This window comes from Streptomyces sp. NPDC008150, assembly GCF_042956945.1.
Classification (GTDB): Bacteria; Actinomycetota; Actinomycetes; order Streptomycetales; family Streptomycetaceae; genus Streptomyces.
The window spans coordinates 69,721-93,635 of sequence record NZ_JBIBHJ010000005.1 but is presented as its reverse complement, the minus strand read 5'-3'; the positions used below and the strand labels follow the sequence as shown (position 1 = coordinate 93,635).

26 protein-coding genes are annotated in these 23,915 nt (G+C 73.9%); 15 read left to right on the top strand and 11 right to left on the bottom strand.

Going from position 1 to position 23,915, the window contains the following annotated elements:
- The first annotated feature begins 152 nt into the window (after positions 1 to 152).
- The 3 genes from ACFZA0_RS14495 (at position 153) to ACFZA0_RS14485 (ending at position 3,403) form a co-directional block, all read left to right on the top strand.
- Complete coding sequence (locus ACFZA0_RS14495; protein WP_391015609.1) at positions 153 to 668, top strand: MarR family transcriptional regulator; 516 nt, start codon at positions 153 to 155, stop codon at positions 666 to 668.
- 212 nt (positions 669 to 880) lie between these two features.
- Positions 881 to 2,989 carry an MMPL family transporter gene (locus ACFZA0_RS14490; RefSeq protein WP_391015606.1) on the top strand — a complete coding sequence of 703 codons (2,109 nt, stop codon included), beginning with the start codon at positions 881 to 883 and terminating at the stop codon, positions 2,987 to 2,989.
- Between the two features lie 225 nt (positions 2,990 to 3,214).
- Positions 3,215 to 3,403 (top strand): hypothetical protein, encoded by a 189-nt coding sequence (locus ACFZA0_RS14485; RefSeq protein ID WP_391016529.1) that lies wholly within the window; start codon positions 3,215 to 3,217, stop codon positions 3,401 to 3,403.
- Between the two features lie 154 nt (positions 3,404 to 3,557).
- Here ACFZA0_RS14485 and ACFZA0_RS14480 read toward each other — a convergent pair whose 3' ends face one another.
- On the bottom strand, positions 3,558 to 5,555 hold the full coding sequence (locus ACFZA0_RS14480; protein WP_391015603.1) for a hypothetical protein: 1,998 nt from the start codon (positions 5,553 to 5,555) through the stop codon (positions 3,558 to 3,560).
- A 215-nt stretch (positions 5,556 to 5,770) separates the two neighbouring features.
- Here ACFZA0_RS14480 and ACFZA0_RS14475 point away from each other — a divergent pair, with 215 nt between their 5' ends.
- The 4 genes from ACFZA0_RS14475 to ACFZA0_RS14460 all read left to right on the top strand — a co-directional run bounded on the left by ACFZA0_RS14475 (position 5,771) and on the right by ACFZA0_RS14460 (position 8,792).
- Positions 5,771 to 5,866, top strand: coding sequence for a putative leader peptide (locus ACFZA0_RS14475; RefSeq protein WP_391015600.1), 96 nt, complete (start codon positions 5,771 to 5,773; stop codon positions 5,864 to 5,866).
- A gap of 207 nt (positions 5,867 to 6,073) precedes the next feature.
- Entirely contained in the window at positions 6,074 to 6,628 is a 555-nt protein-coding gene (ssuE, locus tag ACFZA0_RS14470) for an NADPH-dependent FMN reductase (RefSeq protein WP_391015597.1), read from the top strand.
- Positions 6,629 to 6,710: 82 nt separating this feature from the next.
- Complete coding sequence (locus tag ACFZA0_RS14465; protein WP_391015594.1) at positions 6,711 to 7,823, top strand: LLM class flavin-dependent oxidoreductase; 1,113 nt, start codon at positions 6,711 to 6,713, stop codon at positions 7,821 to 7,823.
- Between the two features lie 48 nt (positions 7,824 to 7,871).
- Positions 7,872 to 8,792, top strand: a complete 921-nt coding sequence (locus ACFZA0_RS14460; RefSeq protein WP_391015591.1) for an aldo/keto reductase — start codon at positions 7,872 to 7,874, stop codon at positions 8,790 to 8,792.
- 84 nt (positions 8,793 to 8,876) lie between these two features.
- On the opposite strand, the gene ACFZA0_RS14455 is transcribed toward ACFZA0_RS14460, so the two are convergent.
- From ACFZA0_RS14455 to ACFZA0_RS14445, 3 genes are all read right to left on the bottom strand, one after another.
- A complete protein-coding gene (locus tag ACFZA0_RS14455) occupies positions 8,877 to 9,584 on the bottom strand; it encodes a dienelactone hydrolase family protein (protein WP_391015589.1) in 708 nt (235 codons plus the stop codon).
- A 225-nt stretch (positions 9,585 to 9,809) separates the two neighbouring features.
- The gene (locus ACFZA0_RS14450; RefSeq protein ID WP_391015587.1) at positions 9,810 to 10,325 is read right to left on the bottom strand and encodes a DUF664 domain-containing protein; all 516 of its coding nucleotides are present in this window, start codon (positions 10,323 to 10,325) and stop codon (positions 9,810 to 9,812) included.
- 27 nt (positions 10,326 to 10,352) lie between these two features.
- Positions 10,353 to 11,300 (bottom strand): LysR substrate-binding domain-containing protein, encoded by a 948-nt coding sequence (locus tag ACFZA0_RS14445; RefSeq protein ID WP_391015584.1) that lies wholly within the window; start codon positions 11,298 to 11,300, stop codon positions 10,353 to 10,355.
- Between the two features lie 154 nt (positions 11,301 to 11,454).
- Here ACFZA0_RS14445 and mgrA point away from each other — a divergent pair, with 154 nt between their 5' ends.
- Both mgrA and ACFZA0_RS14435 read left to right on the top strand, forming a co-directional pair.
- Positions 11,455 to 12,444 carry an L-glyceraldehyde 3-phosphate reductase gene (gene mgrA / locus ACFZA0_RS14440; protein ID WP_391015583.1) on the top strand — a complete coding sequence of 330 codons (990 nt, stop codon included), beginning with the start codon at positions 11,455 to 11,457 and terminating at the stop codon, positions 12,442 to 12,444.
- Positions 12,445 to 12,969: 525 nt separating this feature from the next.
- A complete protein-coding gene (locus ACFZA0_RS14435) occupies positions 12,970 to 13,380 on the top strand; it encodes a hypothetical protein (protein WP_391015580.1) in 411 nt (136 codons plus the stop codon).
- Between the two features lie 44 nt (positions 13,381 to 13,424).
- On the opposite strand, the gene ACFZA0_RS14430 is transcribed toward ACFZA0_RS14435, so the two are convergent.
- Genes ACFZA0_RS14430 through ACFZA0_RS14415 form a run of 4 tightly spaced genes read right to left on the bottom strand, consistent with a single transcriptional unit; the run spans position 13,425 to position 15,933 of the window.
- Entirely contained in the window at positions 13,425 to 14,717 is a 1,293-nt protein-coding gene (locus tag ACFZA0_RS14430; RefSeq protein WP_391015578.1) for a streptophobe family protein, read from the bottom strand.
- 36 nt (positions 14,718 to 14,753) lie between these two features.
- Positions 14,754 to 15,191 carry a PRC-barrel domain-containing protein gene (locus ACFZA0_RS14425; RefSeq protein WP_391015576.1) on the bottom strand — a complete coding sequence of 146 codons (438 nt, stop codon included), beginning with the start codon at positions 15,189 to 15,191 and terminating at the stop codon, positions 14,754 to 14,756.
- A complete protein-coding gene (locus ACFZA0_RS14420; protein ID WP_391015573.1) occupies positions 15,188 to 15,790 on the bottom strand; it encodes a PRC-barrel domain-containing protein in 603 nt (200 codons plus the stop codon). The genes ACFZA0_RS14425 and ACFZA0_RS14420 overlap by 4 nt, the downstream gene beginning before the upstream one ends.
- On the bottom strand, positions 15,787 to 15,933 hold the full coding sequence (locus tag ACFZA0_RS14415; RefSeq protein WP_391015570.1) for a hypothetical protein: 147 nt from the start codon (positions 15,931 to 15,933) through the stop codon (positions 15,787 to 15,789). The genes ACFZA0_RS14420 and ACFZA0_RS14415 overlap by 4 nt, the downstream gene beginning before the upstream one ends.
- 250 nt (positions 15,934 to 16,183) lie before the next feature.
- Here ACFZA0_RS14415 and ACFZA0_RS14410 point away from each other — a divergent pair, with 250 nt between their 5' ends.
- Positions 16,184 to 16,636, top strand: a complete 453-nt coding sequence (locus ACFZA0_RS14410) for an ATP-binding protein (protein ID WP_391015568.1) — start codon at positions 16,184 to 16,186, stop codon at positions 16,634 to 16,636.
- Between the two features lie 333 nt (positions 16,637 to 16,969).
- Here the strand turns inward: ACFZA0_RS14410 and ACFZA0_RS14405 are convergent, their stop codons facing one another.
- Positions 16,970 to 17,842, bottom strand: coding sequence for a SigB/SigF/SigG family RNA polymerase sigma factor (locus ACFZA0_RS14405; protein ID WP_391015565.1), 873 nt, complete (start codon positions 17,840 to 17,842; stop codon positions 16,970 to 16,972).
- Between the two features lie 343 nt (positions 17,843 to 18,185).
- On the opposite strand from ACFZA0_RS14405, the gene ACFZA0_RS14400 reads away from it, so the two are divergent.
- The gene (locus ACFZA0_RS14400; RefSeq protein WP_391015563.1) at positions 18,186 to 18,644 is read left to right on the top strand and encodes a helix-turn-helix domain-containing protein; all 459 of its coding nucleotides are present in this window, start codon (positions 18,186 to 18,188) and stop codon (positions 18,642 to 18,644) included.
- 82 nt (positions 18,645 to 18,726) lie between these two features.
- Here ACFZA0_RS14400 and ACFZA0_RS14395 read toward each other — a convergent pair whose 3' ends face one another.
- Together ACFZA0_RS14395 and ACFZA0_RS14390 are read right to left on the bottom strand one after the other, a co-directional pair.
- A complete protein-coding gene (locus tag ACFZA0_RS14395; RefSeq protein ID WP_391015561.1) occupies positions 18,727 to 19,329 on the bottom strand; it encodes an ATP-dependent Clp protease proteolytic subunit in 603 nt (200 codons plus the stop codon).
- Position 19,330: 1 nt separating this feature from the next.
- Positions 19,331 to 19,984, bottom strand: coding sequence for an ATP-dependent Clp protease proteolytic subunit (locus tag ACFZA0_RS14390; protein ID WP_391015558.1), 654 nt, complete (start codon positions 19,982 to 19,984; stop codon positions 19,331 to 19,333).
- 231 nt (positions 19,985 to 20,215) lie between these two features.
- On the opposite strand from ACFZA0_RS14390, the gene ACFZA0_RS14385 reads away from it, so the two are divergent.
- The 4 genes from ACFZA0_RS14385 to ACFZA0_RS14370 all read left to right on the top strand — a co-directional run bounded on the left by ACFZA0_RS14385 (position 20,216) and on the right by ACFZA0_RS14370 (position 23,806).
- Positions 20,216 to 20,695: a VOC family protein gene (locus ACFZA0_RS14385; protein ID WP_391015556.1), complete on the top strand. Its 480-nt coding sequence runs from the start codon at positions 20,216 to 20,218 to the stop codon at positions 20,693 to 20,695.
- 107 nt (positions 20,696 to 20,802) lie between these two features.
- Positions 20,803 to 21,600, top strand: coding sequence for a VOC family protein (locus tag ACFZA0_RS14380; protein ID WP_391015554.1), 798 nt, complete (start codon positions 20,803 to 20,805; stop codon positions 21,598 to 21,600).
- 49 nt (positions 21,601 to 21,649) lie between these two features.
- Positions 21,650 to 22,372: an RNase H family protein gene (locus tag ACFZA0_RS14375; RefSeq protein ID WP_391015551.1), complete on the top strand. Its 723-nt coding sequence runs from the start codon at positions 21,650 to 21,652 to the stop codon at positions 22,370 to 22,372.
- A gap of 213 nt (positions 22,373 to 22,585) precedes the next feature.
- Entirely contained in the window at positions 22,586 to 23,806 is a 1,221-nt protein-coding gene (locus tag ACFZA0_RS14370; protein ID WP_391015548.1) for an FAD-dependent monooxygenase, read from the top strand.
- The last annotated feature ends 109 nt before the right edge of the window (positions 23,807 to 23,915 follow it).

The following is a 23,915-nucleotide window of genomic DNA, read 5'->3' as shown; positions in this document are numbered from 1 at the left end:
CGGACGCCCCTCCCGTGATCACTTCGGTACGGCGGGGCGATCCGGATGCGCGCGGGGCCGCCGGCGCCCGGCCCGCCGCGGCGACGGTGCCCCGGGGCCGCCGTCCCCGCACGCACGAATCCCGCGGCCGGCGGGTTCTATAGGCTGATCGTGTGGCCACACGAGACGAGACCGGCGAGCGGGACCGGGGACCGGGGCCGGCGGTCGGACCCGGTACGGGCGACGCGACGGACCTGCACACCTTCGGCGTCCACCTGCGGCGTGTGAACACCGAGATCAACCGCGTCGTCCACGCCTTCGCGGGGCGGCACGGGCTGCACGCCACGGACGTCCAGGCGCTGGCCGCGATCCTGGACGCCGACCGGCCGATGACCCCGGGGCGGCTGCGCGAACACCTGGGGCTCACCTCGGGCGCGGTGACGGCGTGCGTCGACCGGCTGGAGCGCGCCGGGCACGTCCGCCGCGTACGGGAGAGCACGGACCGCCGCGTCGTCCACCTCCACTACGCGGACGACGCGCGTTCCACGGCCCGTACCCACTTCCGGCCGCTGGCCGAGGCGACGGAGGCGGCGCGCGCCGGGTTCACCGAGGACGAACTGGCCGTCGTGGTGCGGTTCCTGGCGGTCCTGGACGAGCAACTGACGCTGGCCAGGCCCGTCGAGCGCTGACTGCGGGGGCGCGCCCCCGGAACCGGGCGAACCCCGGCGCCCCGCCCGGGGGTTGGGACCGGCCGCGGTCACCGCATCCGAACGGCGGGCGAACGCGGAAGAGGGCGTGTGCCTAAGATCGTCCCGCACATGGCTCGATCATTGAGATTGTTTTTCGTCGAGATACCTGTTCGTGACGTCCGTCCCTCCCGGGACCCGGAGAACGAGGAACCATGACCACCGCCCCCCGACGGGCCCGCCTGCTCGTCCCCTTCCTGCTGGTCGCCGTCTGGCTCGCCGTCGGCGCGTTCTTCGGGCCCTATGCCGGGAAGCTCGGTGACGTCGCCACCAACGACCAGGCGGCCTTCCTGCCGCGCAGTGCCGAGTCGACCGAAGTCATCGCCCAGCAACGGGCGTTCGAACAGGACGAGACGGTCCCCGCGATCGTCCTGTGGACCGCCGAGGGCGGTACCCCGGGCACCGGCGGCGACCTCGGCGACAAGGCCGCCGCGGCCGGCCGTGCCGTGGCGGGCCTCACGGGTACGGACGGCGTGGTCGGGCAGGCGTCGCCCGCCGTGGTCTCCGACGACGGGCAGGCGCTGGAGGCCGTGGTGCAACTGCGCCCCGACCTCGGCGACCGGCTGCCCGACACCCTGGACCGGATCAGGGCCGCCGCGGGCCGGGTGCCGGGCACCACCGCGCAGATCGCCGGGCCCGCCGCGAGCCAGGCCGACCTGTCCGACGCCTTCTCCGGCATCGACGGCCTGCTGCTGGTCGTCGCCCTGGTGACCGTCCTGGTGATCCTGCTGCTGGTCTACCGCAGCGTGCTGCTGCCCCTCGTCATCATCCTGGGCGCGGTCTTCGCGCTGGGCCTCGCCTGCGCGATCGTCTACGCGCTCGCCGACCACGGTGTCGTCCGCGTCGACGGGCAGGTGCAGGGCATCCTCTCCATCCTCGTCATCGGCGCCGCCACCGACTACGCGCTGCTGATCACCGCCCGCTTCCGCGAGGAACTGGCCCTGCACGAGGACCGGTTCACCGCCGTACGGGCCGCCCTGCGGCAGTCCTGGAGCGCCGTCGCGGCCAGCGGGGCCACCGTCGCCCTCGCCCTCCTCGCCCTGCTGCTGAGCGACCTCACCAACAACCGCGCGCTCGGTCCGGTCGGCGCGATCGGCATCGGCTGCTCGGTCCTCAGCGCCCTCACCTTCCTGCCCGCCGTCCTCGCGCTCCTCGGCAGGACCGCCTACTGGCCGGCCAGGCCCCGCGCGGTCCAGGACCACACCGACGGGCGCGGGCTCTGGCACCGGGTGGCCGGACTCGTCGACCGGGCCCCGCGGCGGATCTGGACGATCGCGCTCGTCGCGCTGATCGCCTGTGCCGCGTTCGCCCCCACCCTGAACTCCAAGGGCGTCCCGCTGGACGAGACCTTCGTCAACGACGCCCCGTCCGTGGCGGCGCAGCAGACCCTCGGGCGGCACTTCCCCGGCGGCTCCGGCAACCCCGCCGTGGTCGTCGCCGACGCCGCGAGCCTGGACCGGGTCGTCGCCACCGCGCGGCACACCCGGGGCGTCGCGTCGGCGGCCGGAGTGTCCAGGTCGGGCCGCCCCGGCGGCAGCCCCCTGGTCGTCGACGGACGGGTACGTGTCGACGTCACCCTGAGCGCGGCGGCCGACGGCGAGGCGGCCCGGCAGACCGTGGCCCGGCTGCGCACCGCGCTGCACGCGCTGCCCGACGCGGACGCCCTGGTCGGCGGCTACACGGCGCAGCGCTACGACACCCTGCGCACCGCCGAGAAGGACCGCACGCTGATCGTCCCCGTCGTCCTCGCGATCATCCTCGTCATCCTGGCGGGACTGCTCCGCGCGCTCCTCGTGCCCGTGCTCCTCGTGGTCACCGTCGCCCTCAACTTCGTTGCCACGCTGGGGGTTTCGTCGCTCGTCTTCCGGCACGTGTTCGGCTTCACGGGCACCGACCCCTCCGTGCCGCTGTACGGCTTCGTGTTCCTGGTCGCCCTGGGCGTCGACTACAACATCTTCCTCATGTCCCGCGTACGGGAGGAGACCTCGCTGCACGGGGTGCGCCAGGGCGTCCTGCGCGGGCTGGTAGCGACCGGCGGGGTGATCACCTCCGCCGGTGTCGTGCTCGCCGCGACCTTCGCCGCGCTGGGGGTCATTCCGCTGGCCTTCCTGGCGCAGATCGCCTTCATCGTGGCCTTCGGCGTCCTCCTCGACACCGTGGTGGTGCGCTCCCTGCTGGTGCCCGCGCTGGTGCGGGACATCGGCGCGCCGGTGTGGTGGCCCTGGCGGCCGGCCGCCGCGCCGGCCGAGCCGGCGGGCGACTGAACGGGCGGGCGACTGAGCGCGCGGCCGAGGGGGGCGCACCCGGCGGTCCGAAACCCCGGCCCGGCGGCCGGGTCGGTCCGCCGGCCGGGCGCCGCGACCTGCGGTCCGGGCCCGCGCGGGCCCAACGCGCCGACGGGGGCGCGGAGTTCCGAATTCGTCCACATGTACCGACAGATCGCGGGCAGCCGGGACTGTACAAGAGTCACCGGCACAGACCGACGGTCGATGGTGGAGGTGTTTGCGGCTATGAGCGCGAAGGTGTTGGAACGGTTCCCTGCCGGGTCCCCGCGTGGATCGTGGCCTGCGGAAGAGTACGCGGCCGCCCGCCGCGCCGAGGGGGAGCCCGCGACGGTCGTCATGGATCTGACGTCCGACGCCTTCCTGGTGGTCGTCCCGGCCCGCGAGGAGGACTGACCCGCGGCCGCCTGTGCCCGGGCCGCCGATCACCTCGGCCCGGACACAGACGGCCGCGAGCGAGAAGAGCGAGAAGCCACGTGTGCGGTGTGGGAAGGGCCCCCGGTCGTCCGGGGGCCCTTCCCACACCGCACACGTGCGTACCGCGGGGCCGCTACTCCGGCTTCTCCGGCGCGCCCACCGCCGCCAGCGAACCGCCCGTGGAGAGCCGGGCCGACACCCGCACCTGCGCGCCGTGCGGCGAGCGCACCGCGAGGGTCCGGCCGGACGCGTTCGCCCGGACGTCGCCGTCGACGCTGATGCCGGTGACCGCGCGACTGCCCGCCGCCAGCAGGTACCAGTGGCCGTCCGGCGCGCGCCACTGCGCCCCCGCCACGACGTGCTGGCCGAACCGGCTGCACTCCGCGGTCGAACGCGCCCCCGCGACGACGGCGGCCGCGCTCGCGGTGGACTGCCGGTCCGTCCGCAGCGCCACCGTCACGTTGCCGGTGCCCCGCCAGGTGTCCGCGCGCGAACACGTCCACACCGCGTGCCCCCCGTCGGCGGGGAGGTCCTGCTCGGCGAAGTCCCAGGCGTTGACGGCCCGTACACCGCTGCCGCGCACCCCGTCCAGGCCGCAGGCCAGGTGCGCCCACGCGAGGAGCGCGGCGCTGCCGGTCGCCTCACGGGGCTGACGGGCCGGGGGAGTTCCGTGACCGGGCAGCGGGGTGTAGGTCAGGTGCACCGGGGAGAGGTCGCCCACCCCGGCGAGCAGGAACGCGTGCTTCTCCGCGATCCGCGAGGACGACCGGAGCTGGAGCACCGGACGGCTTCCGCCGCAGCCCCCGGCCGACGAGAGCACGGGGACGGCGGCCGTGACACCGTCGCCGGACACGTCCAGCGGCCGGGCCACGGTGTCCGGCCGGGCCAGGTCGCGCGTGCCCGCCTCGGCGACCCACGGCGCCAGCAGGTAGCGCGCCCGCCCGTCGCGCACGTCGAGCGTGACCGCGGCGGCCGTCGTCACGTCGGCGTCGTCCACCCGCGCCACCGTCAGGCCGCGTGCGCCGCCCGTTCCCGACGGCTCGTCGTAGCGGGCCAGCCGCTGGCCGTCGTACAGCACGACGACCGCGTGCCCGTCGAGGTCCCCGGCGAACAGCAGGTGCGGCGCGGCGGGCGGGGTGTCCCGGGCCGTGTCCTTCGCGTACGCCACCCGGGTGCCGCGGCCCGGACGTGCCCAGGCGGCCAGGGCGCGGTTCAGCAGGGCGTCGTCCCGGGCCCGGGAGCCGCGGGCCGGCCAGGCCGTGAAGTCGACGCGGGAGGTGTCGTCCCAGGCGCCGGGCGCCGTGCGCACCAGGTCCTTCGCGGCGGGGGCGCCGGCGACGGGGCGCGGCGACCCGTCCGGGCCGGCGCCCACGCCCGCCGCGCCGGTCGACACGAGTGCCGCGGCGGCGACCACGACGCCCGCGCCGAGCAGCCCGGCCAGCCGCACCCGGCGCCTGCGGCGCAACAGGTCGGTGGGGTGCGCCTGCACCGTGCACGCGTCGAACTCGCGCGACGCGAGGAGCGCGGCGGCGGCCTCCCCGGCGTCCGCCTCCAGCCGGGCCGCCGCCCGGACGGCACCCCGCGCGTCCGGCGCGCCCGCCCGGACGAGCAGGTCGCGCACCGCGGCGTCGGACAGGCCGTCGAGGCGGCCGAGCACGAACGCCGCCCGCACCGGCGCGGACACCCCCGACAGCGCCTGTACCAGAGCCGTCTCGTGCGCCCCGCCGGACCGGGGGAACAGCCGCAGGCCCAGCACCAGCGGCAGGTGCGGCGCCAACGCCCGCGGCGGGCTCAGCCGGGCGGGCCACACCCGGGGCCTGCGCTCGTGCGCCAGCGCGCCCCGCACCACCTCCGTCCGCAGCGGGTCGAGGGCGGGCCCGCGGCCGGCGGGCTGCCCGGCGTGCCGCTGCGGCGGCACGGCCGCGGCGGACCGGGGCGCCCGGCCGTGCGGCAGGGCCCGCTGCACCAGGGAGTGGGCGAGCAGCACCCTGCGGTGCCGGTTCAGCGAGGCGGGCAGGACGAGGTACGCGAGCCTGACCAGGTCGCCGTACTGCTCGACCAGGGCGGACTCTGCTGTGAGGACGTCCGTGCCGGCACCGCCGGCGGTGCGTCGAAGCTGGGGCAGGAGCATGGAGCGGGTGCCTTCCGCGACCGTTGACGTGAGTCGTTCCGCTCCGTCAAACGAGTGAATCGTGTGCTGGTCACAGATCACACCCGTACGACTTACGGCTCGTGGTGCGTGCCGTGCGGCGGGCGGCACGCGGACGGACGCGCGCCCGGTCCGCGATACGAGACCGACGGGGTTCTTCTTGACCTCTCGGACGGGCGGCTGCCACGATCAACGGCATGACCATGCGACTGGACCTCACGCGGCGACGCCATGTCGACCTCTCGCGTGTCTCCAGCGCGTGTTGTCGCGCCGCGCGTCCCTCGGCCGTCTGACACCACCACCGACGGCCCGCCGCGCGTGCGCGCGGAGCCACGAGCCGGCCACGGACAGCCCGTCGGCCGCCCGCCCGTTCGTACGTGAGCAGACCCGCCGGTTCCCCGGAAACGCCCGGGTGTTCCCGCCGTCCCGTCGCGGGCCCGCGCCGTCGCGCCTCCCGCACCCGCACCCTCGTACCGCCGCGATCCGAATGAGGACCCGTCATGGCCACCGTCCTGTCCCTGTCCGGCAGTCCCTCCGCCTCCTCCCGCACCGAACGGCTGCTGCGCCACCTCGACCGGAGGCTGACGGAGTGGGGCCACGAGGTGATACCGCTCGACGTCCGCGCCTTCCCCGCGGAGGCCCTGCTCGGCGCGGACTTCCGGCACCCCGCCGTCGCGTCGGCGGCCGAACTCCTCGCGCGCGCCGACGGGTTGGTCGTCGCCACGCCCGTCTACAAGGCGTCCTACTCCGGCGTGCTGAAGGCACTGCTCGACCTGATGCCGCAGTACGCCCTGACCGGCAAGACCGTGCTGCCGCTGGCCACCGGCGGCAGCACCGCGCACGTCCTGGCCATCGACTACGCGTTGCGGCCGGTGCTCACCTCCATGGGCGCCGCGCACGTGGTGCAGGGCCGGTTCGTCCTCGACACGGACATCACCGTGCGCCCCGACGGGTCCGTCACCGTCCCGGAGGCCACCGCGGACGGCCTCGACGAGGTGACCGGGCAGTTCTCCGCCGCGCTGGGCACCTCGCTGCTCGCCGTGTCGGCGGCCTGAATCCCCGTTTCCGCCCCACCGCGCCGACGGACACGCGCGCCGCTGCCCGACCCGCCCCCGCACCGACCGATCGGAGTCCCGCGTGGCCCTCACCTTCCACTGGTTCCTGCCCACCAACGGGGACAGCCGGCACGTCGTCGGCGGCGGCCACGGGGCCGCGGTCACCGCCTCCGGCCGCGACCGGCCGCCCACGATCGCCTACCTGAGCCAGATCGCGCGCGCGGCGGAGGACCTCGGCTTCACCGGCGTGCTCACCCCCACCGGCGCCTGGTGCGAGGACGCGTGGCTGACCACCGCGATGGTCAGCCAACACACCGAGCGGCTGAAGTTCCTCGTCGCCTTCCGGCCCGGCTTCGTCTCGCCGACGCTCGCCGCGCAGATGGCGTCCACGTTCCAGCGGCAGAGCGGCGGACGGCTCCTGCTGAACGTCGTCACCGGCGGCGAGAGCCACGAGCAGCGCGCGTACGGCGACTTCCTCGACAAGGACGCGCGGTACCGGCGTACGGGCGAATTCCTGCACATCGTCCGGGAGTTGTGGGACGGCAGGAGCGTGGACCACGAGGGCGAGCACCTGCGGGTGAGCGACGCCAGGCTGACCCGGCTGCCCGACCCGGTGCCCGAGGTGTACTTCGGCGGCTCCTCGCCCGCGGCCGGGGAGATCGCCGCCCGGTACGCGGACGTCTACCTCACCTGGGGCGAACCGCCCGCGCAGGTGGCCGAGAAGATCGCCTGGATCAGGAAGCTGGCCGAGCGCGAGGGCCGGACCGTGCGGTTCGGCGTCCGGCTGCACGTCATCACCCGGGACACCGCGGAACAGGCGTGGGCCGAGGCGGACCGGCTGCTCGCCGGCTTCGACCCGGCCACCGTGCGGTCCGTGCAGGAGGGGCTCGCGCGCAGCGAGTCGGAGGGGCAGCGCCGCATGCTGGCCCTGCACGGAGGAAGCCGCGACGGGCTGGAGATCCACCCCAACCTGTGGGCGGGTGTCGGCCTGGTGCGCGGCGGCGCGGGCACCGCGCTGGTCGGCAGCCACGACGAGGTCGCGGAGCGGGTCCTGGAGTACCACGCCCTGGGCATCGACGAGTTCGTGCTCTCCGGCTACCCGCACCTCGAAGAGGCGTACTGGTTCGGCGAGGGCGTCCTGCCCCGGCTCGCCGCCCGTTCGTCGTGGCGGCACCCGGCCGCGCCGCCCGTGTGATCCCGCCGCCGTTCCCGACCGGTGACCCGGGTGTGCGAAACTCCGCCGATGACCACGAAGACGATCACCGCGGACGCCGCGGGTACTTGGCAGCTCGGGGACCTCACCGTCAACCGGCTCGGCTTCGGCGCGATGCGGCTGTCCGGACGTGCCGCCTTCCACCTGGGCGTGCCGCGCGACCGGGGGGAGTCGATCGCCGTCCTGCGCAAGGCTGTTGAGCTCGGCGTCAACCACATCGACACGGCCGCCTTCTACTTCTCCTCGCTGCGCTCCGCCAACGAGATCATCAACTCGGCGCTCTCCCCGTACCGCGAGGACGTCGTCGTCGTCACCAAGGTCGGACCGCACCGCGACTACTCGGGGGAGTGGGGTGCCGCGGCCCGGCCCGACCAACTGCGCGGCCAGGTCGAGGAGAACCTGCGCCAGCTCGGCCGCGACCACCTGGACGTGGTCAACCTCCGCTACATGAGGCAGCCTTCGATCGCCGAGCACTTCGGAGCCCTCGCCGAGCTGCGCGAGGCCGGCCTCGTCCGGCACCTGGGCATCTCCGGGGTCCGGCCGGAACACCTCGCCGAGGCGCTGGAGATCGCCCCCGTGGTCTGCGTGCAGAACCGCTACGGTCTGGGCTCCGGCACCCCGGTCAGCGAGGAGATGCTGCGGCTGTGCGGCGAACGCGGCATCGCCTTCGTGCCGTTCTACTCGGTGACCGACCAGGGGCCGCGGGCCGCCACCGACACCCACGACGACGCGGTGGTCGCCGTGGCACGGGCCCACGGCGCGAGCCCCACCCAGGTGCGCATCGCCTGGACGCTGAGCCGGGGCCCGCACGTCCTCGCCATCCCCGGCACGGGCGACCCGGACCACCTCGTCGAGAACGTCGCCGCCGGCGCGGTCCGCCTGACCGAGGACGAACTGCGGCGCCTGGACGCCCTGCACGCGTCCGTGGCGGAGTCCTCCCCGAAGTGGTGACGGGGCGTCAACAAGGCTGCCGGTGACGGGAGTCGGGGTTCCGGCGGGAGTTCCGCCCGGCGCGACCCCGTTCGTCCGTGCCCGTCAGCCGAGCCGCTCCCGCAGGAACGGCACCGTGCGCCGCCAGGCGCGGGCCGCCGACTCCGGCTCGTAGGAGGGGCCGCCGTCGTTGTAGAAGGCGTGGCCCGCCGGGTACAGGAAGAACTCCGGTGCGGTGCCGCTCTGTTCCTCGATCGCGGTGCGCAACTGGGCAAGGTCCTCGGGCGGGATGGTGTGGTCCTGCTCGCCGTAGTGGCCGAGGACCCGCGCCTTCAGGCCCGAGAAGTCGGGGAGTTCGCCCTGGATGACGCCGTAGAACGGCACGGCCGCGCTCACCCGCGGTTCGGCGGCGGCGAGATGGAGGACGAATCCGCCGCCCATGCAGAACCCGACGGCACCCACCGTCGCCGAGGTGACCTCCGGCAGGGACAGCAGGTGGTCCACCGCGCCGGAGAGCAGCTCGACGCCGCGTGCCACCGGGAGTTCCCGCATCATCCGGTACGCCTCGGAGGGGTCGTGGGCGACGTTGCCGCCGTACAGGTCGGGGGCGAGGGCCACGAACCCCTCCGCCGCGAGCCGGTCGGCCACCTGGGCGACGTGGTCGGTCAGGCCCCACCACTCCTGGATGACGATGACACCGGGCCCGGTGCCGGACGGCGGCAGCGCCAGGTACCCGTGCGCCGTGCCGCCCGCGCTCGGGAAGGTCACGTTCTGGTGGGCCGGCGCTCCGGTCGGCCTCGGCTGCTCGGACATGGGTGCTCCGCTTCTCGGCTGTGCGACGAACCGCCGCTCTCGCCGCCGGGCGGACCCGTCCGGCGGCACGATCACCACCCTGCCACGGCCCGCGGCCGGCCGGTCTGCCGCCCCGGACACGGCGGGGGCGGGCGCCCGGAGCCCCGGCCGCCCGCCCTTTCCGTCGGTCCTGTCGCCTGCTGGATCCGCGCGGTCCGCCGCCCGGCGGCGGACCGCGACGCGGAGTTACCCGACGCCGTCCCGCAGCAGCCCCCGTACGTACGCGGCCTGGCCCGCGTGCTGGAGGTCGTCCGAGAGGACGCTCGCCAGGCGGACCGCCAGGGTGACCGGCGGGTCCCAGCGCTCGTCGACGACCCGGTCCAGGTCCTCCGCCCTCAGCTCGCGCAGATAGGCCGTCGTCTGTTCGTGCACGGCGTCGTAGTAGCCGGTGAGCAGGTCGGCGGACTCGACCCGTACCTTGGCGACCTTCGCCGCGCTGTGTCCGTAGCCGGTGTCGCCGGGCGGCAGGTCGAGGCCGAAGCGCTTGTCCCAGCCCTGCGCGAACCAGACCTGGTCGAGCCCGGCGACGTCCGCCACGTGGTCGTCCTGGACCCGGGTCAGATGCCAGACCAGCCAGGACACGGAGTTCGCGTCGGGTGCGGGGCGCGTGTTGAGGTCGTCGGGGGAGAGCCCGTCGACCGCGGCCCGTACTTCTTCCTGAATGCGGCTGTACGCCTCGATGAGGATGTCCTTCGCATGCATGACTCCACCATCGCGCATCCCCGCGCCTCACGCGGGCCGGACGGCCCCCCGGATGTCGCCCGCCCCGGAGACCCCGCCCGGCCCGGGTGCCGCGGTGGCGCCCGCGTCGAGCAGCGCCATCAGCGCGCGGGCCGCCGGGCTGGTCGCGGCGGGCGGCGGCAGCAGGGCCACCGTCTCGTACTCGGTGTCGCCCGTGCCCCGGAGCGGGAGGGCGGTCAGCGCGGGACGCTTGTGCCGGAAGTGGCGGGGCACCACCGCGATCCCCAGGTTCTCGTCGACCAGGTCGAGCAGGCCGTGCACGTCGTTGACCTCCAGCGCGACCGTGCGCCGCACACCCGCCGCGGCGAACGCGGCGTCGGTGATGCGTCGCGGACCCCAGTCGGGGTGGAAGTCCACGAACACCTCGCCGCCGAGGTCCCGGGGCGTCACGGGCGCGCCGGACGTCGCGAGCGGGTGCGCCGGATGGCACAGCACGACCATCGGCTCGCCGGTCAGCGCGACGCAGCGGAGCTGGTCGGTGTCGGCGTCGGTGCGCACGGCGAACGCGAGGTCCAGACGGCCCGCCGCGACCTCCTCGGCCAGGGCGCCCGAACCGGCCTGCCGCAGCCTGATCTCCACGTCCGGGTGCTCCTTGCGGAACGCCGCCAGCAGCCCCGCCACGTGCACCCCGGCGATGCACTGCTCGGTGCCCAGCGCCAGCGTGCCGCGCAGGACGCCCTGCACCGCCGCGACCGCCTCGTGCGCGGCCCGCACCTGGGCCAGGACGCGCTCGGCCTCCGCGAGCAGGGCCCGCCCGGCCTCCGTCAGCGTCACCCGGCGGGTGGTCCGTACGAACAACGGCGCCCGGAGCTCCCGTTCCAGCGCGCGGATCGACGCGGAGAGACCCGACTGGGACACCAGCAGCCGCTCGGCGGCACGGGTGAAGTGCTGGTCCTCGGCGACCGCGACGAAGTGCTCAAGATGGCGCAGTTCCATGATTGAGAAGCCTATCCGCTCAATTCCATCGGATTCTCCTGTTGGACCGCTGCCCCCGGGCGCGCGAGAGTGGTACCGGATCTTGCGCGTCCGCCGTCCACGGCGAGGCGCCCCGTACCGGCCTTCCCGCCGCACCGACCTTCCAGGAGTCGCGTTGTACACCGCACACCCCGACCGCTACGCGGACATGCCCTACCGGCGCACCGGGCACAGCGGCCTGAAGCTCCCCGCGCTGTCGCTCGGCCTGTGGCACAACTTCGGCCCCGACCGCCCCGTCGAGACCCAGCGCGCCATCCTGCGCCGCGCCTTCGACCTCGGGGTCACCCACTTCGACCTCGCCAACAACTACGGCCCGCCGCCCGGGTCGGCCGAGTCGGCGCTCGGCGAGGCGCTGAAGGCGGACTTCACGCGCTACCGCGACGAGCTGGTGATCTCCACCAAGGCCGGATACCTCATGTGGCCCGGCCCGTACGGCGAGTGGGGCTCCCGCAAGTACGTCCTGTCGTCCCTGGACCAGAGCCTGAGCCGCATGGGCCTGGACCACGTCGACATCTTCTACTCGCACCGGCCCGACCCGGAGACCCCGCTGGAGGAGACGATGGGTGCGCTGCACACCGCCGTCCAGCAGGGCAAGGCGCTCTACGTCGGTGTCTCCAACTACTCGCCGGAGCAGACCCGCGAGGCGGCCCGCATCCTCGGTGAGCTGGGCACCCCGCTGCTGATCCACCAGCCCCGCTACTCGATCCTCGACCGGCGCCCGGAGGAGGGCCTGCTCGACACCCTCGACGAACTGCGCGTCGGCTCCATCGCGTACTCGCCGCTCGACCAGGGCCTGCTCACCGCCCGCTACCTCGACGGCATCCCCGAGGACTCGCGGGCGGCGGGCGAGAGCCCGTTCCTGAACTCCGACGCGGTCACCGAGGAACTGGTGGGCCGGCTGCGCGGGCTCAACGACCTCGCCGCCTCGCGCGGGCAGTCGCTCGCGCAGATGGCGCTGGCCTGGGTCCTGCGGAACGGCCGGGTCACCTCCGCGCTGGTCGGCGCGAGCAGCGCGCGGCAGCTGGAGGACAGCGTCGCGGCTGTCGACAACCTCGAATTCGCACCCGAGGAGCTCGCGAAGATCGACGAACTGGCGAAGGCGTAACCGCCTCCGCGGCGGCGGTGCCGGCGTCCTTCGGCGGGGCGGGGGCGGAACACGGAATTCCGTGTTCCGCCCCCGCCCTTTCCGCTTTCCGTCCGGCCCTCCGCCGGGTCCTCCTTTCGATCTTGGGGGTGGCGGAGAACGTTCCGCGGAATGCGTATTTTCGAATGCGCCCCTGAATGCGCTCCCTGTCGGCGGCTTGCGCGCCGCCGTGCCGGACGTTCTCTCCGTGGCTGGTGGAACCGGTGTTACGGGCGGTACCCGGCGGGCCCGCGTACCGTGGCGGCGACGTTCCCCCGGCCCTTTCGGTCCGCGCTCCGGAGGGTTTGCCGAGGCCCCGGCGGGGTGCCGAAAGTATGTGTCGCTTTCTGGCCAAAAACCGCGCGGAATATGCCCGGAGAGTGGCCGGAAAGCCATGGTGACAGTGTTTCTGGAGTGAAGATACTCGGACATCAGGGCACTTCACCGCACAGGAGCCGCACGAAAGCGAGGAAGCCCCACCCGAGAGCGAGCAACGGGGGAGTGATCGTGCACGACGAATTCCTGTGCCACGTCACCGCGTACGGCGCGTGCGACGGCAGGCGCATCGGTGTGCCGCTCGGCACCTACCGGGCCCCCACCCTGGCCCTGGCGCTGTGGTGGCTGCGCGACCGCGCCCAGTGGATCGCCGACCGCCTCGACCCGGACCCCGAGAGCGCGGTCTTCCCCACCCAGTCCCTGGTGCCGGTGGCCGAGTCGGTGGCCGACGTACCGGACCTGCTGCGCGGCTGGTGCGGGGACGTCTTCCAACAGGGCGTCGTGGCCGAGGAGTTGGCGGCCGGCCATCTGGTCCGGATCGCCATCAGCGACGAGACGACCGAATACGAACTGCTCGCGGAGTCCGTGGACGCGCTGCGCATGCACCGCACCGCCGCCTCGCCCGCGGCCACGGTCGCCTGACCCGTCCCGGACGCGCGGACCACGAAGCGGCGGGACGCGGCGCGTCAGACCTCGCGGGCCGCCCGGTCGGACCGGCGCGCGCCCGTCCGTGCCGCGAGCGGCGCGCAGACGAAACCGGCGACCAGCCCCCAGAGCAGGGCGAGCCCCACCGCCGCCCAGGTGTCCGGGTCCAGGAGCAGCGCGCCCGAGAGGCGCCCGTCCAGGTCCCCGAGGCCGAACAGGTCCAGGCCGTAGTGCCCGGAGATCCGGCCGACGAGACAGATCATCAGCACCGTGACGCCGAGGGCCGCCGCCGTCCGCAGCGCGTGCACCCAGGGGCGCACCCCGCCCGGTGTCCGCGCCGCCGAGACGAACGCCGCGGCGAGCACCAGCACGGCGGCGACCGCCACCAGCCACCACGCCCTGCCGTCGTGCTGCGCGAGCGTGCGCACGTCCAGCGTGGAGACGCCGGGGGCGCGCAGCACCTCCTCCAGGGCCCTCGGCACGGCCACCTGGAACGGGCCGTCCAGCCTGCCGTGCCAGGTGGCGCCGAGACCGAGCGTGAAGGCGAGCCAGACCAGGTTCGGCAGCCCCAGCAGGACGAGCGCGCACACCGCCCGCGGACGGTCCCCGCGGGCGGCCACGACGAGCGCGGCGACCAGGCCCGCGGCCACCAGGACCAGCAGCACGGCGACCGCCGCGCGCGCCACGGGACGTACCGCGTCGCCGGCCCGCGACCACCGGCCGGCCGACGCGCGCCGGGGCGCCACCAGCAGGGCGAGGAGGAGCACGCCCGCGAGCCACAGGAGTCCGACGAGCACGGTCGCCGCCACGTCCGTGCCGAAGCCCACCTTCGGCGAGACGCCGAACAGGTCGCCGAGGCCGCCGACGGCACCGTCACCGAGGGAGATCGTGAAGGTGTCGCGTGCCGCGACGGCGAGACCCGCCACCGCGAGCGCCCACGGCACCGCGATCGCCAGCGTCCAGGTGCCGAGCGCCCTGCCGCCGAGCGGCCCGTGCCGCAGGGGCCGCAGGAAGCCGCATCCGAGCACGAGGGCCCCGGTGAGCGTGACGGACAGCGGCATCACGGTCAGACCCGCCTGCGACGAGGCGAACGCCCCGGCGTCCCCGGAGAGGGTGACGCTGCCGCCGACCGCGGTCACCACGGTCGCCGCGAGGACCCGCCAGAACCCGCCGTCGGGCAGTTCCGCCGCGCCCGCCGCCCACAGCCCCGGACCGGCCACCGCGCCCATGGCCACGAGGGCCGCGAGGACGACCGCCAGGGCCGCGGGCCAGCCGTGCCGAGGTACCGCGGAGGACGTGTGGGGTCCGGGCGAGGGGGACGCGTGCGTGGTCACGCGGCAACGCTATGCAGTCGCGCCGCGACGCGCCCCTCAGCCGCTCCGCACCACCAGCGCGTAGTCCCCGAGGCCGAGAAGCCGGTCGGGCCGGTACTGGCCGAGCGAGGTGATCAGGGCGTCCAGCCGGCCGGACTCCGGGTCGAAAGAGAGGTCGCGCACCGTTCCGCGTTCCTCGCCACCCTCGGTCAGCACCCTGAGCCCCACGGCGTCCGGCACGTCGGGCGATCCGTCCGGTCCGGGCGCGGGCGGCGCGTCCGCGCGCAGCAGCACGGCGTCGGCGCCCACCGCGTGCAGCGCCTCCCAGGGCAGCACGCTCTCCTTGCGGCGACTTTTGCGGGTGTCGGGGCCCACGTGCAGATGGGTGAGCGTGCCGGTGGCGACGTCGAGGGTCACCGACCGCACCACGCCGATCTCCACCGCGTCGGTCAGCGTCAGCACCGGCAGGCCGCGCATCTGCGAGAACAGCGTCACTGCGTCGCCTCCTTCGTGGTCCCGCCCGGACCGCCGCGGGCGTGGAACGCCCCGACCTGGGCCACGAACCCCGCGAGGTCGTCGGCCACGTAGTGCGTGGCGTCCCCGGGGATCACCAGCGCCTGGCCCGACACCGCGAGCGTCTCGCCGCGCGGTACGTACACCTTGCGCCGGTGGCGTTTGGAGCCTCCCTCGAACACCTTGTCGGCGGCGATCCGGAAGCCGACGACCCGGCCGGACGCACCGCCCTCGACGACCACGTCGAGGACCGTGCCCACCGCGGCACCCGCGTCCGTCACCACCCGCGCGCCGAGGACCCGCCCCTGCGCGGCCTCGCGCTTGGCGACCACGGCGGCCGGGTCGGCCAGCTCGGCCCTGCCGCGGATCATGACGGCGTCGCGGCCCAGCGCGTGCACGGAGGACCACGGCAGGCTCTGCTTCAGCGGCCCCGAGAACAGCCCGCGACCGCTCAGCGTGAAGCCGGAGACCCGGCCCCCGGGCGCGTCGAACACCGTGTCCTTGATCTGCGCGACCACGTCACCGCCGAGTGTCACCACGGGCAGTGTCGAGAGGCTCCGCGCCGCCATCAGCTCGTTCACCGCGGTCCCCTTCCGCCGGAGCGCCGCCCGCGCTGCACCGCGACGACCGTGCCCGAGCGCCGGCTCTTCTGCACGCCCAGCGTCGCCACCGTCAGGACGGCCAGCACCGCGATCACCAGGACCGGCCACATCCACCAGACCACCGTCGCCCACCTCCACCTGTCCGGTCCACCTGTCCGGCCGGGTCCGTGCGGACCGGGTCCGGCTCTCTCCGTGTTCCCCCGCACGGCACGACGATGCGGCGCGGGGAGCGGGCGTGTGTACCCGAGCGGGTACGCAAGTGGTCCGACTTGCCCCGGGATGTCACGGGCATGCGATGGGCAAGTCGGGGTACGAGCACCCTTGCAAGAGCGTCCGGCCCGCCTTTGCGGCCCTCCTTCGAGAGAGACACGCATGATCGACCATGTGGACGGGGCAGTGATACCGACTGGTTTCGACGTGCCCGTGGAGCCGCTTCGACGTGCGGCGCACTACACCGGTGAGCCCGGGTGCATCGCGGAGGCACGGCACTTCGCCGGTCTCTTCCTCGACCGGCTCAGAACCGAGTGGTGCGCCGACGTCGATCCGCGCGCCGACGGGGAACTGCTCCTCGTGGTGAGTGAACTCGTCACCAACGCCGACCGGCACAGCAACGGTCCCTACATCCTGGAACTGGAGGGCACCGACACGGCCGTGACCGTGTCCGTCTACGACAGCAGCGCGGCCCTCCCGAGGCGTTTCCCGCGGGACCCCCAGCGGGTCGGCCGGCACGGTCTGGAGATCGTGTACGCCCTCTCGTCGGACGTCGCCGTGGAGCGGGTACCGGTCGGCAAGCGCGTCCGCGCCGTCGTACCGCTGATCCGCTGACCGAACACCCCGATCCGAACACCCCGACCCCAGCCGTCCGAACAGCGGGAACCGAGAGCCCGTCCCTTCCACCCCGGCCCTGACCCCGCCGGCCCGGTGGTGGTTCCGGTCCGTGTCCGCCGTCCGTCCGCCGCGCGCGTGCCGCACACCGCGCCCCGCGGTCCGGCATCCTCCGCGCACGCCGAAAAGGCCGCCCCCGCCCAGGTCCCGTGACGGGACCCGAACGCGGACGACCTCCGTGGCGTGCTTCCTTGTTTCTCCGGCCCGCCGGCCCGCCCCGTACGGCCGGAACGTCAGCCGGCCGGTGCTGGGGCAGCCGGTCGTCACCTGCCCTCAGGCGCAGCCGAGTTCGCCGAGCATGCCCTCGCGGAGCCGGCCGATGATGCGCTTGATCAGCCGCGAGACGTGCATCTGCGAGCAGCCGAGCCGCTCGCCGATCTCCGCCTGTGTGGCCTCCTCCACGTACCGCAGGTGGATGATCTCCCGGTCCCGCTCGCTCAGCCCGGCCATCAGCGGGGCCAGCGCGTGGAAGTCCTCGACCAGCGCGATCCGCTCCTCCTCGACGCCGATGAAGTCGGCGAGCACGGACTCGCCGTCCTCGGGGCCGTCGCCCGTCAACGCGGCGTCCAGGGAAGAGGAGTTGTAGCCGTTGGACGCGATCTGCGCCTCGATCACCTGGTCCTCGGGGAGGTTCATCAGGGTGGCGAGTTCGGCGAGGGTCGGGGCGCGGTCCAGGCGGCTGGACAACTCCTCGCGGGCCCGCGCCAGTTCGACGCGCAGTTCCTGGAGCCGGCGCGGGACGTGCACCGCCCACGTGGTGTCGCGGAAGAAGCGCTTGATCTCGCCGACGATGTAGGGGAGGGCGAACGAGGTGAACTCGACCTCGCGCGACAGCTCGAACCGGTCGATGGCCTTGATGAGACCGATCATGCCGGTCTGGACGATGTCCTCCATGTCGTCGCCGCGGTTGCGGAAGCGGCCCGCGGCGAACCGCACCAGCGACATGTTCATCTCGATGAGCGTGTTGCGCGCGTACTGGTACTCGTGCGTGCCCTCTTCGAGCTGCGCGAGACGCTGGAAGAACTGGCGCGACAGGTCCTTCGCGTCGCGGGGGGCCACCGAGCGCGGGTCGGCGATGCCCGGCAGCGTGACGGTCCGTACCCCGGTCCTGTCGCCGGTGGTGCCGGTAGCGGTGGCGGTGTTCATTGCCTCTCCCACGAACGTCACGGTTGGACCCTGCCTCTCGAACCCGTTGTCCGGGCTTCGACGGGTATTGCCACCCGCCGCTACCCCGGACTCCGGAAGGTATGCACCCGCCGGCCTGATTTTTTTCCGGCCGCCCGTGCCCCGGTGCGCGGGCGCGGTCCGTGAGAACACCGTACCCGTGCCGGGGCCGGGAAAGTCCGCCCGCGGGCCGGGGGCTCGCGGCGGCGGTCCGGACGCGCACCCGGCGGCCCGTGTTTCACACGCCGATTCGCCAACGGCAGATTCCGCGGGTGGCGGGACCGGGGCGCCTTGTCACGGCCGCCCCGGCTCCTAGGCTGGGGGAGTGAGCACCCAAGTGAACGAAGTCCGCGTGATCCCACCGCCCGCGGCCGTGGCCGGTCCGGCGCCCCGCCCGGCGTCCGGTGGCGCGGCCGAACGGGGTGCGGGCCGGCCCGTCCCGGCGGTCCGGCCCCGCGAACCGCTCTGGCGCGACCTGGTCGGCGACGTCCTGAGGCGCGAACGGCTCGACCAGGGGCGGACGTTGCGCGACGTGGCCGAGGCGGCGCGCATCTCCATGCCCTACCTCTCCGAGGTGGAGCGCGGTCGCAAGGAGGCGTCGTCCGAGGTCCTCGCCGCGGCGGCGCGTGCCCTGGGGCTCGGCCTCGGGGACCTGCTGGCCCGGACGCAGGGCGAACTGGTCCGCGTGACGTCCACCGTGTCGCACCGCTCGGGTTCCGCCCCGGGCGGACCGGTCGCGGGGCGGACCGCGGCGCCGTACGGCGGACTGTGCCTGGCGGCCTGAGCCTGCCGTGCCCCGCCGGCCCTCGTGCCGTTGCCCCGCGTCGATGTCTCGCGCGGGGCAACGGGGCGGTGGTCCCGGGGGCTCAGACCGGCAGCAGCCGGCGCTCGACCACCTCGTCGGCGAGCCCGTAGGCGACGGCCTCCTGCGCGGTGAACACCTTGTCGCGGTCCATGTCGGCGCGCAGGGTCGCCACGTCGTGGCCGGTGTGCGCGGCGAGCACCTCCTCGACCTGCGCCCGGATCCGGACCATCTCCTTCGCCTGGAGCGCCAGGTCGGAGACCGTGCCCTGGTGGCCGCCGCTGGCCGGCTGCCCGAGCAGCACGCGCGCGTGCTCCAGGACGAAACGCCTGCCGGGGTCGCCCCCCGCCAGCAGCACCGCCGCCGTCGAGGCCGCCTGACCGACGCAGTACGTGGCGACCGGCGCCCGTACGAACGTCATCGTGTCGTAGATCGCCATCAGTGAAGTGAACGATCCGCCGGGGGAGTTGAGGTAGAGCGCGATCTCGTTCTCCGGGGCGGACGACTCCAGGTGGAGCAGTTGCGCGATGACGACGTTGGCGACGCCGTCGTCGATCTCCGTCCCCAGGAAGATGATCCGCTCCGAGAGCAGCTTGCTGAACACGTCGTAGTGGCGCTCGCCCTGCGGCGTCCGGTCGACCACGTTCGGAATCGTGTACGTCCCCATGTCAGAGCCCCATTCGCGGTCGGGTGGTGGCGGGACGGATGTCGGCCAGCGACTCCACGACGCGGTCGACGATGCCGTAGTCCTTCGCCTGTTCGGCGGTGAACCAGCGGTCGCGGTCGCCGTCGCGGGAGATGGTCTCCGCGCTCTGGCCGGTGTGCTCGGCGGTGATGCGCTCGATGGTCCGCTTCGTGAAGTCCAGGTTCTCCGCCTGGATCTCGATGTCCGCGGTGGTGCCGCCGATACCGGCCGACGGCTGGTGCATCATGATCCGCGCGTGCGGCAGCGCGAACCGCTTGCCCGCCGCTCCCACGCTCAGCAGGAACTGGCCCATGCTGGCCGCGAAACCCATGGCGAGGGTCGCGACGTCGTTGGGGATCAGGCGCATCGTGTCGTAGACGGCGAGCCCGGCGTGCACGGAACCGCCGGGGCTGTTGATGCCCAGGGTGATGTCGGTGCGCGGGTCCTCGGCGGACAGGATCAGCAGCTGGGCGCAGATCCGGTTCGCGGAGACCTCGTCCACCTGCGTGCCCAGCAGCACGAACCGCTGGGCGAGCAACTGGCCGGCGAGCTGGTCGTCGAAACGGGTCGGCGGGGTGTCGTCGTCCTGTGCCCTCGGGGCCGGGTGCTGCCACGGGACGGTGGTGAAGAGAGGCATCGGCGCTCCTTCTCGGATGGTGGGTGGCCGGGGCGGGCGCCGAGCGGCTCGCGCCGCGTCGTGCCGTCCCGCCACTCCACTGTCGGCCGCCGGGGCCCGCCGGGGGAGTGCTGCCTGCCCCCAGCAGATTCGCTCCCGGCAGAGCGATGAGTTACAGGGCGCCGCCGGGTCGGTACAGATGACGGCGTTCGACCCGTTCCCGCCGCACGCAACCGTCCTCAGGAGGAGCCCATGACCACCGACGGATTCACCACCTGTCTCTGGTTCGACGGTCAGGCCGAGGAGGCCGCCCACTACTACGTCTCCGTCTTCAAGAACTCCAGCATCGGACGGATCGGCCGTTACACGGAGGCCGGACCGGGCCCCGCCGGGTCGGTAATGGTGGTGGAGTTCACCGCCAACGGGCAGAAGTTCGTCGCGCTCAACGGCGGCCCGCAGTTCACCTTCGACGAGGCCGTCTCCTTCCAGATCCACTGCGCGGACCAGGAGGAGGTCGACCACTACTGGGACAAGCTCACCGAGGGCGGCGAGCCCGGCCCGTGCGGCTGGCTCAAGGACCGGTACGGGCTGTCCTGGCAGGTCGTGCCGACCCGGCTGATCGAGATGATCAGCGACTCCGACTCCGAGAAGGCGGCCCGCGCGACGCGCGCCATGCTCTCCAGCGGCAAGTTCGACATCGCCGCCCTGGAGCGCGAGTTCGCGGGCGAGTAGACCTGTCGTCACCCGTCGCGGCCCCGGCCCCCGCCGGCCGGGACGTCCGCCCCGAGAACCCCGGACCCGACCCGAACCCCGCACCACCGAACCGAGAGGCCGCGACCATGGCTGTGCAATCCGAAGGAGCCCCCTGCTGGGCGGACGCGATCTTCGCGGACGTCGAGGCGGCCAAGAGCTTCTACGGCGACGTCCTCGGCTGGACCTTCGGCGAGACCCTGCCGGAGTACGGCAACTACACACAGGCGTACGTGGACGGCAAGGCGGTGGCCGCGGTCATGCCGACCGTGCCCGGCCGCGAGACGCCGTCCCAGTGGTGTCTCTACCTCGCGTCGCCCGACGCCGCGGCCACCGCCGGCCGCGTCCGTGAGAACGGCGGCGAGGTGCTGACCGAGCCCATGCGGGTCGGTGAGTTCGGCACGATGTCCGTGGCCCGCGACCCCTCCGGTGCCGTCTTCGGCATCTGGCAGGGCGGCACCCACCGGGGCTTCGAGGCGGTGGCCACCCCCGGCGCCTTCTGCTGGGCGGAGGTGTACACGCGGGACGCGGCGCAGGCCGACGCCTTCTTCACCGGCGTCTTCCCGTACGCCTCGCAGCAGATCGACGCGGGCGGGGCGGACTTCCGGATCTACCAGATCGACGGCGACGCGGTCCTGGGCCGGATGGCGATGACCGACGACTTCCCGGCGGAGGTCCCGGCGCACGTCAACGTCTACTTCACCGTGGCCGACTGCGACGAGGCGGTCGCCACGGCCACCAAGGGCGGCGGCGTGCTGCGCTTCGGGCCCATGGACAGCCCCTTCGGACGGTTCGCGACGCTGACCGACCCGCAGGGCGCCGTCTTCACGGTCATCGACGTCACGACGACGCGGGGCGAGATGCCGGACACCACCGACGTCCGGTAGCGCGTGGGCGGAAGCGGACGGGCCGGCAGCGCGACCCGTCCGCCGTGGCATGATCGGGCCCATGCTTGAACGACTGGTGGCCGCGTGCGACGGGGCTTCGAAGGGAAACCCGGGACCCGCGGCCTGGGCGTGGGTGATCTCCGAGGACGAGCGGACCCCCGTCCGCTGGGAGGCGGGCCCGCTCGGACGGGCCACCAACAACGTGGCCGAACTGACCGCCCTGGAAAGGCTGTTGGCGTCGACGGACCCGGGCGTTCCGCTGGAGGTCCGGATGGACTCGCAGTACGCCATGAAGGCCGTCACCACCTGGCTGCCGGGCTGGAAGCGCAACGGCTGGAAGACGTCCGGCGGCAAGCCGGTCGCCAACCGCGAACTGGTCGTCCGGATCGACGAACTGCTCGGCGGCCGCTCGGTCGAGTTCCGTTACGTGCCCGCCCACCAGGTCGACGGCGACCCGCTGAACGACTTCGCCGACCGCGCCGCCAGCCAGGCCGCCGTCGTCCAGGAGCCCGCCGGCAGCGACCTGGGGTCGGCCGCGCCGCCGCCCTCGCCCGACACCCCCAGCGCGTCCCGCCCCCGTCGCGTGTCCGCCGGGGGCACCAGGGCGTCGGGTGCCGACTCCGCGAAGCGGTCCGGGGGTTCGGCCCGCACCATCAAGGCCAGATTTTCCGGCCGCTGCCTCTGCGGGCGCCCCTACGAGGCGGGGGAGCCCATCGCCAAGAACCCGCAGGGCTGGGGCCACCCGGAGTGCCGCGAGGCGGCAACCGGCTGACACCGCCGTCACGACTTCGGGGGACACCCCCCGCACCCTTCCTCGCCGCTGCCCGCGGTCCCGCCCGAAGACGGGGCCGCGGGCAGCGGCGTTCGTCGTGCCCGTCTTCACATCTCTGCTACATTGCGGAGCCGTTCCGTCACGATGCGTAGTCGACGGGCCGTCCGTGACGCCCGTCCGCGGCGTCCACGAGTAGCCAACAGGGGTGTGTGCGTGAAGGTCGCCTGCGTCGGAGGCGGGCCCGCGGGCCTGTATCTCGCGATCCTGCTCAAGCGGCAGGACCCGTCCCACGACATCACCGTCCACGAACGGGACCCCCGGGGCTCCACCTACGGCTGGGGCGTCACCTACTGGCGCTCGCTGCTCGACCGGCTCACCGAACTCGACCCGGAATCGGCGCGCCGGATCGAGGAGCACTCCGTCACCTGGAACGCGGGAGTGGCGCTGCTCCGCGGCGAGACCACCCGCCACCCCGGCGACACCGGCCACGGCATCGGCCGCCACCGGCTCCTGGAGATCCTCGCCGAGCGCGCCCGGTCGCTGGGCGTGCGCGTGGAGTTCGAGCGGGAGATCACGCCCGCAACGCTGCCCGAGGCCGACCTGGTGGTCGCCGCCGACGGCGTTCACAGCGCCCTGCGCGCCCCTCACGAGGACCACTTCGGCACCCGGGCCGTCGCCGGCCGCAACCCGTTCGTGTGGCTCGGCACCACCCGGGTCTTCGACGCGTTCACGTTCGCGTTCGTGGAGACCGCGCACGGCTGGATCTGGTGCTACGGCTACCCCTACGACGCCGGGCACAGCACCTTCCTGGTGGAGTGCGCCCCCGAGACCTGGACCGGACTCGGCCTCGACCGGGCCGAGGAGGCGGACGGCCGCGCGCTGCTGGAGAAGCTCTTCGCGGACGTCCTGGACGGCCGTGAACTCCTCGGCCGCCCCTCCGCCGACGGCGGCTCCCCCTGGCAGCGGTTCCGGACCCTGACCAACACCACCTGGCACCGGGGCAACCTCGTCCTGCTCGGCGACGCCGCCCACACCACCCACTACTCCATCGGCGCGGGCACCACCCTCGCCCTGGAGGACGCCATGGGCCTGGCCGCCGCCCTCGGCGCGCACCCCGGGACCGCCGGGCTGCCGCAGGCACTCGCCCGCTACGAACGGGAGCGGATGTCGGCCCTGCTGTCGGTGCAGAGCGCGGCCCGCTACAGCGCCCAGTGGTACGAGAACCTGCCGCGCTACATCGGCCTGCCCGCCCACCGGATGTTCGCGCTGCTCGGCCAGCGCCACTCCCCGCTGCTGCCGTACGTCCCGCCGCAGGTCTACTACGGCATCGACCGCGCCGCCGAACGGCTCGAACCGCTGCGCCGGTTCAAGCGCTGGCTCGGCCCCAAGGTCGCGCGCGGCGCGCACACCCGGGCCCTCGCGGAACGCGGCTGAGGGGCCGTCCGGGGCGGCGCCGGGGGCGCGGCCCCAACGGGCCCTGCGCACAGTTGCGTTGACAGTACACGGGTAAGCTGGGCGGCCAGTCGACCGCGCGTCCAGGACG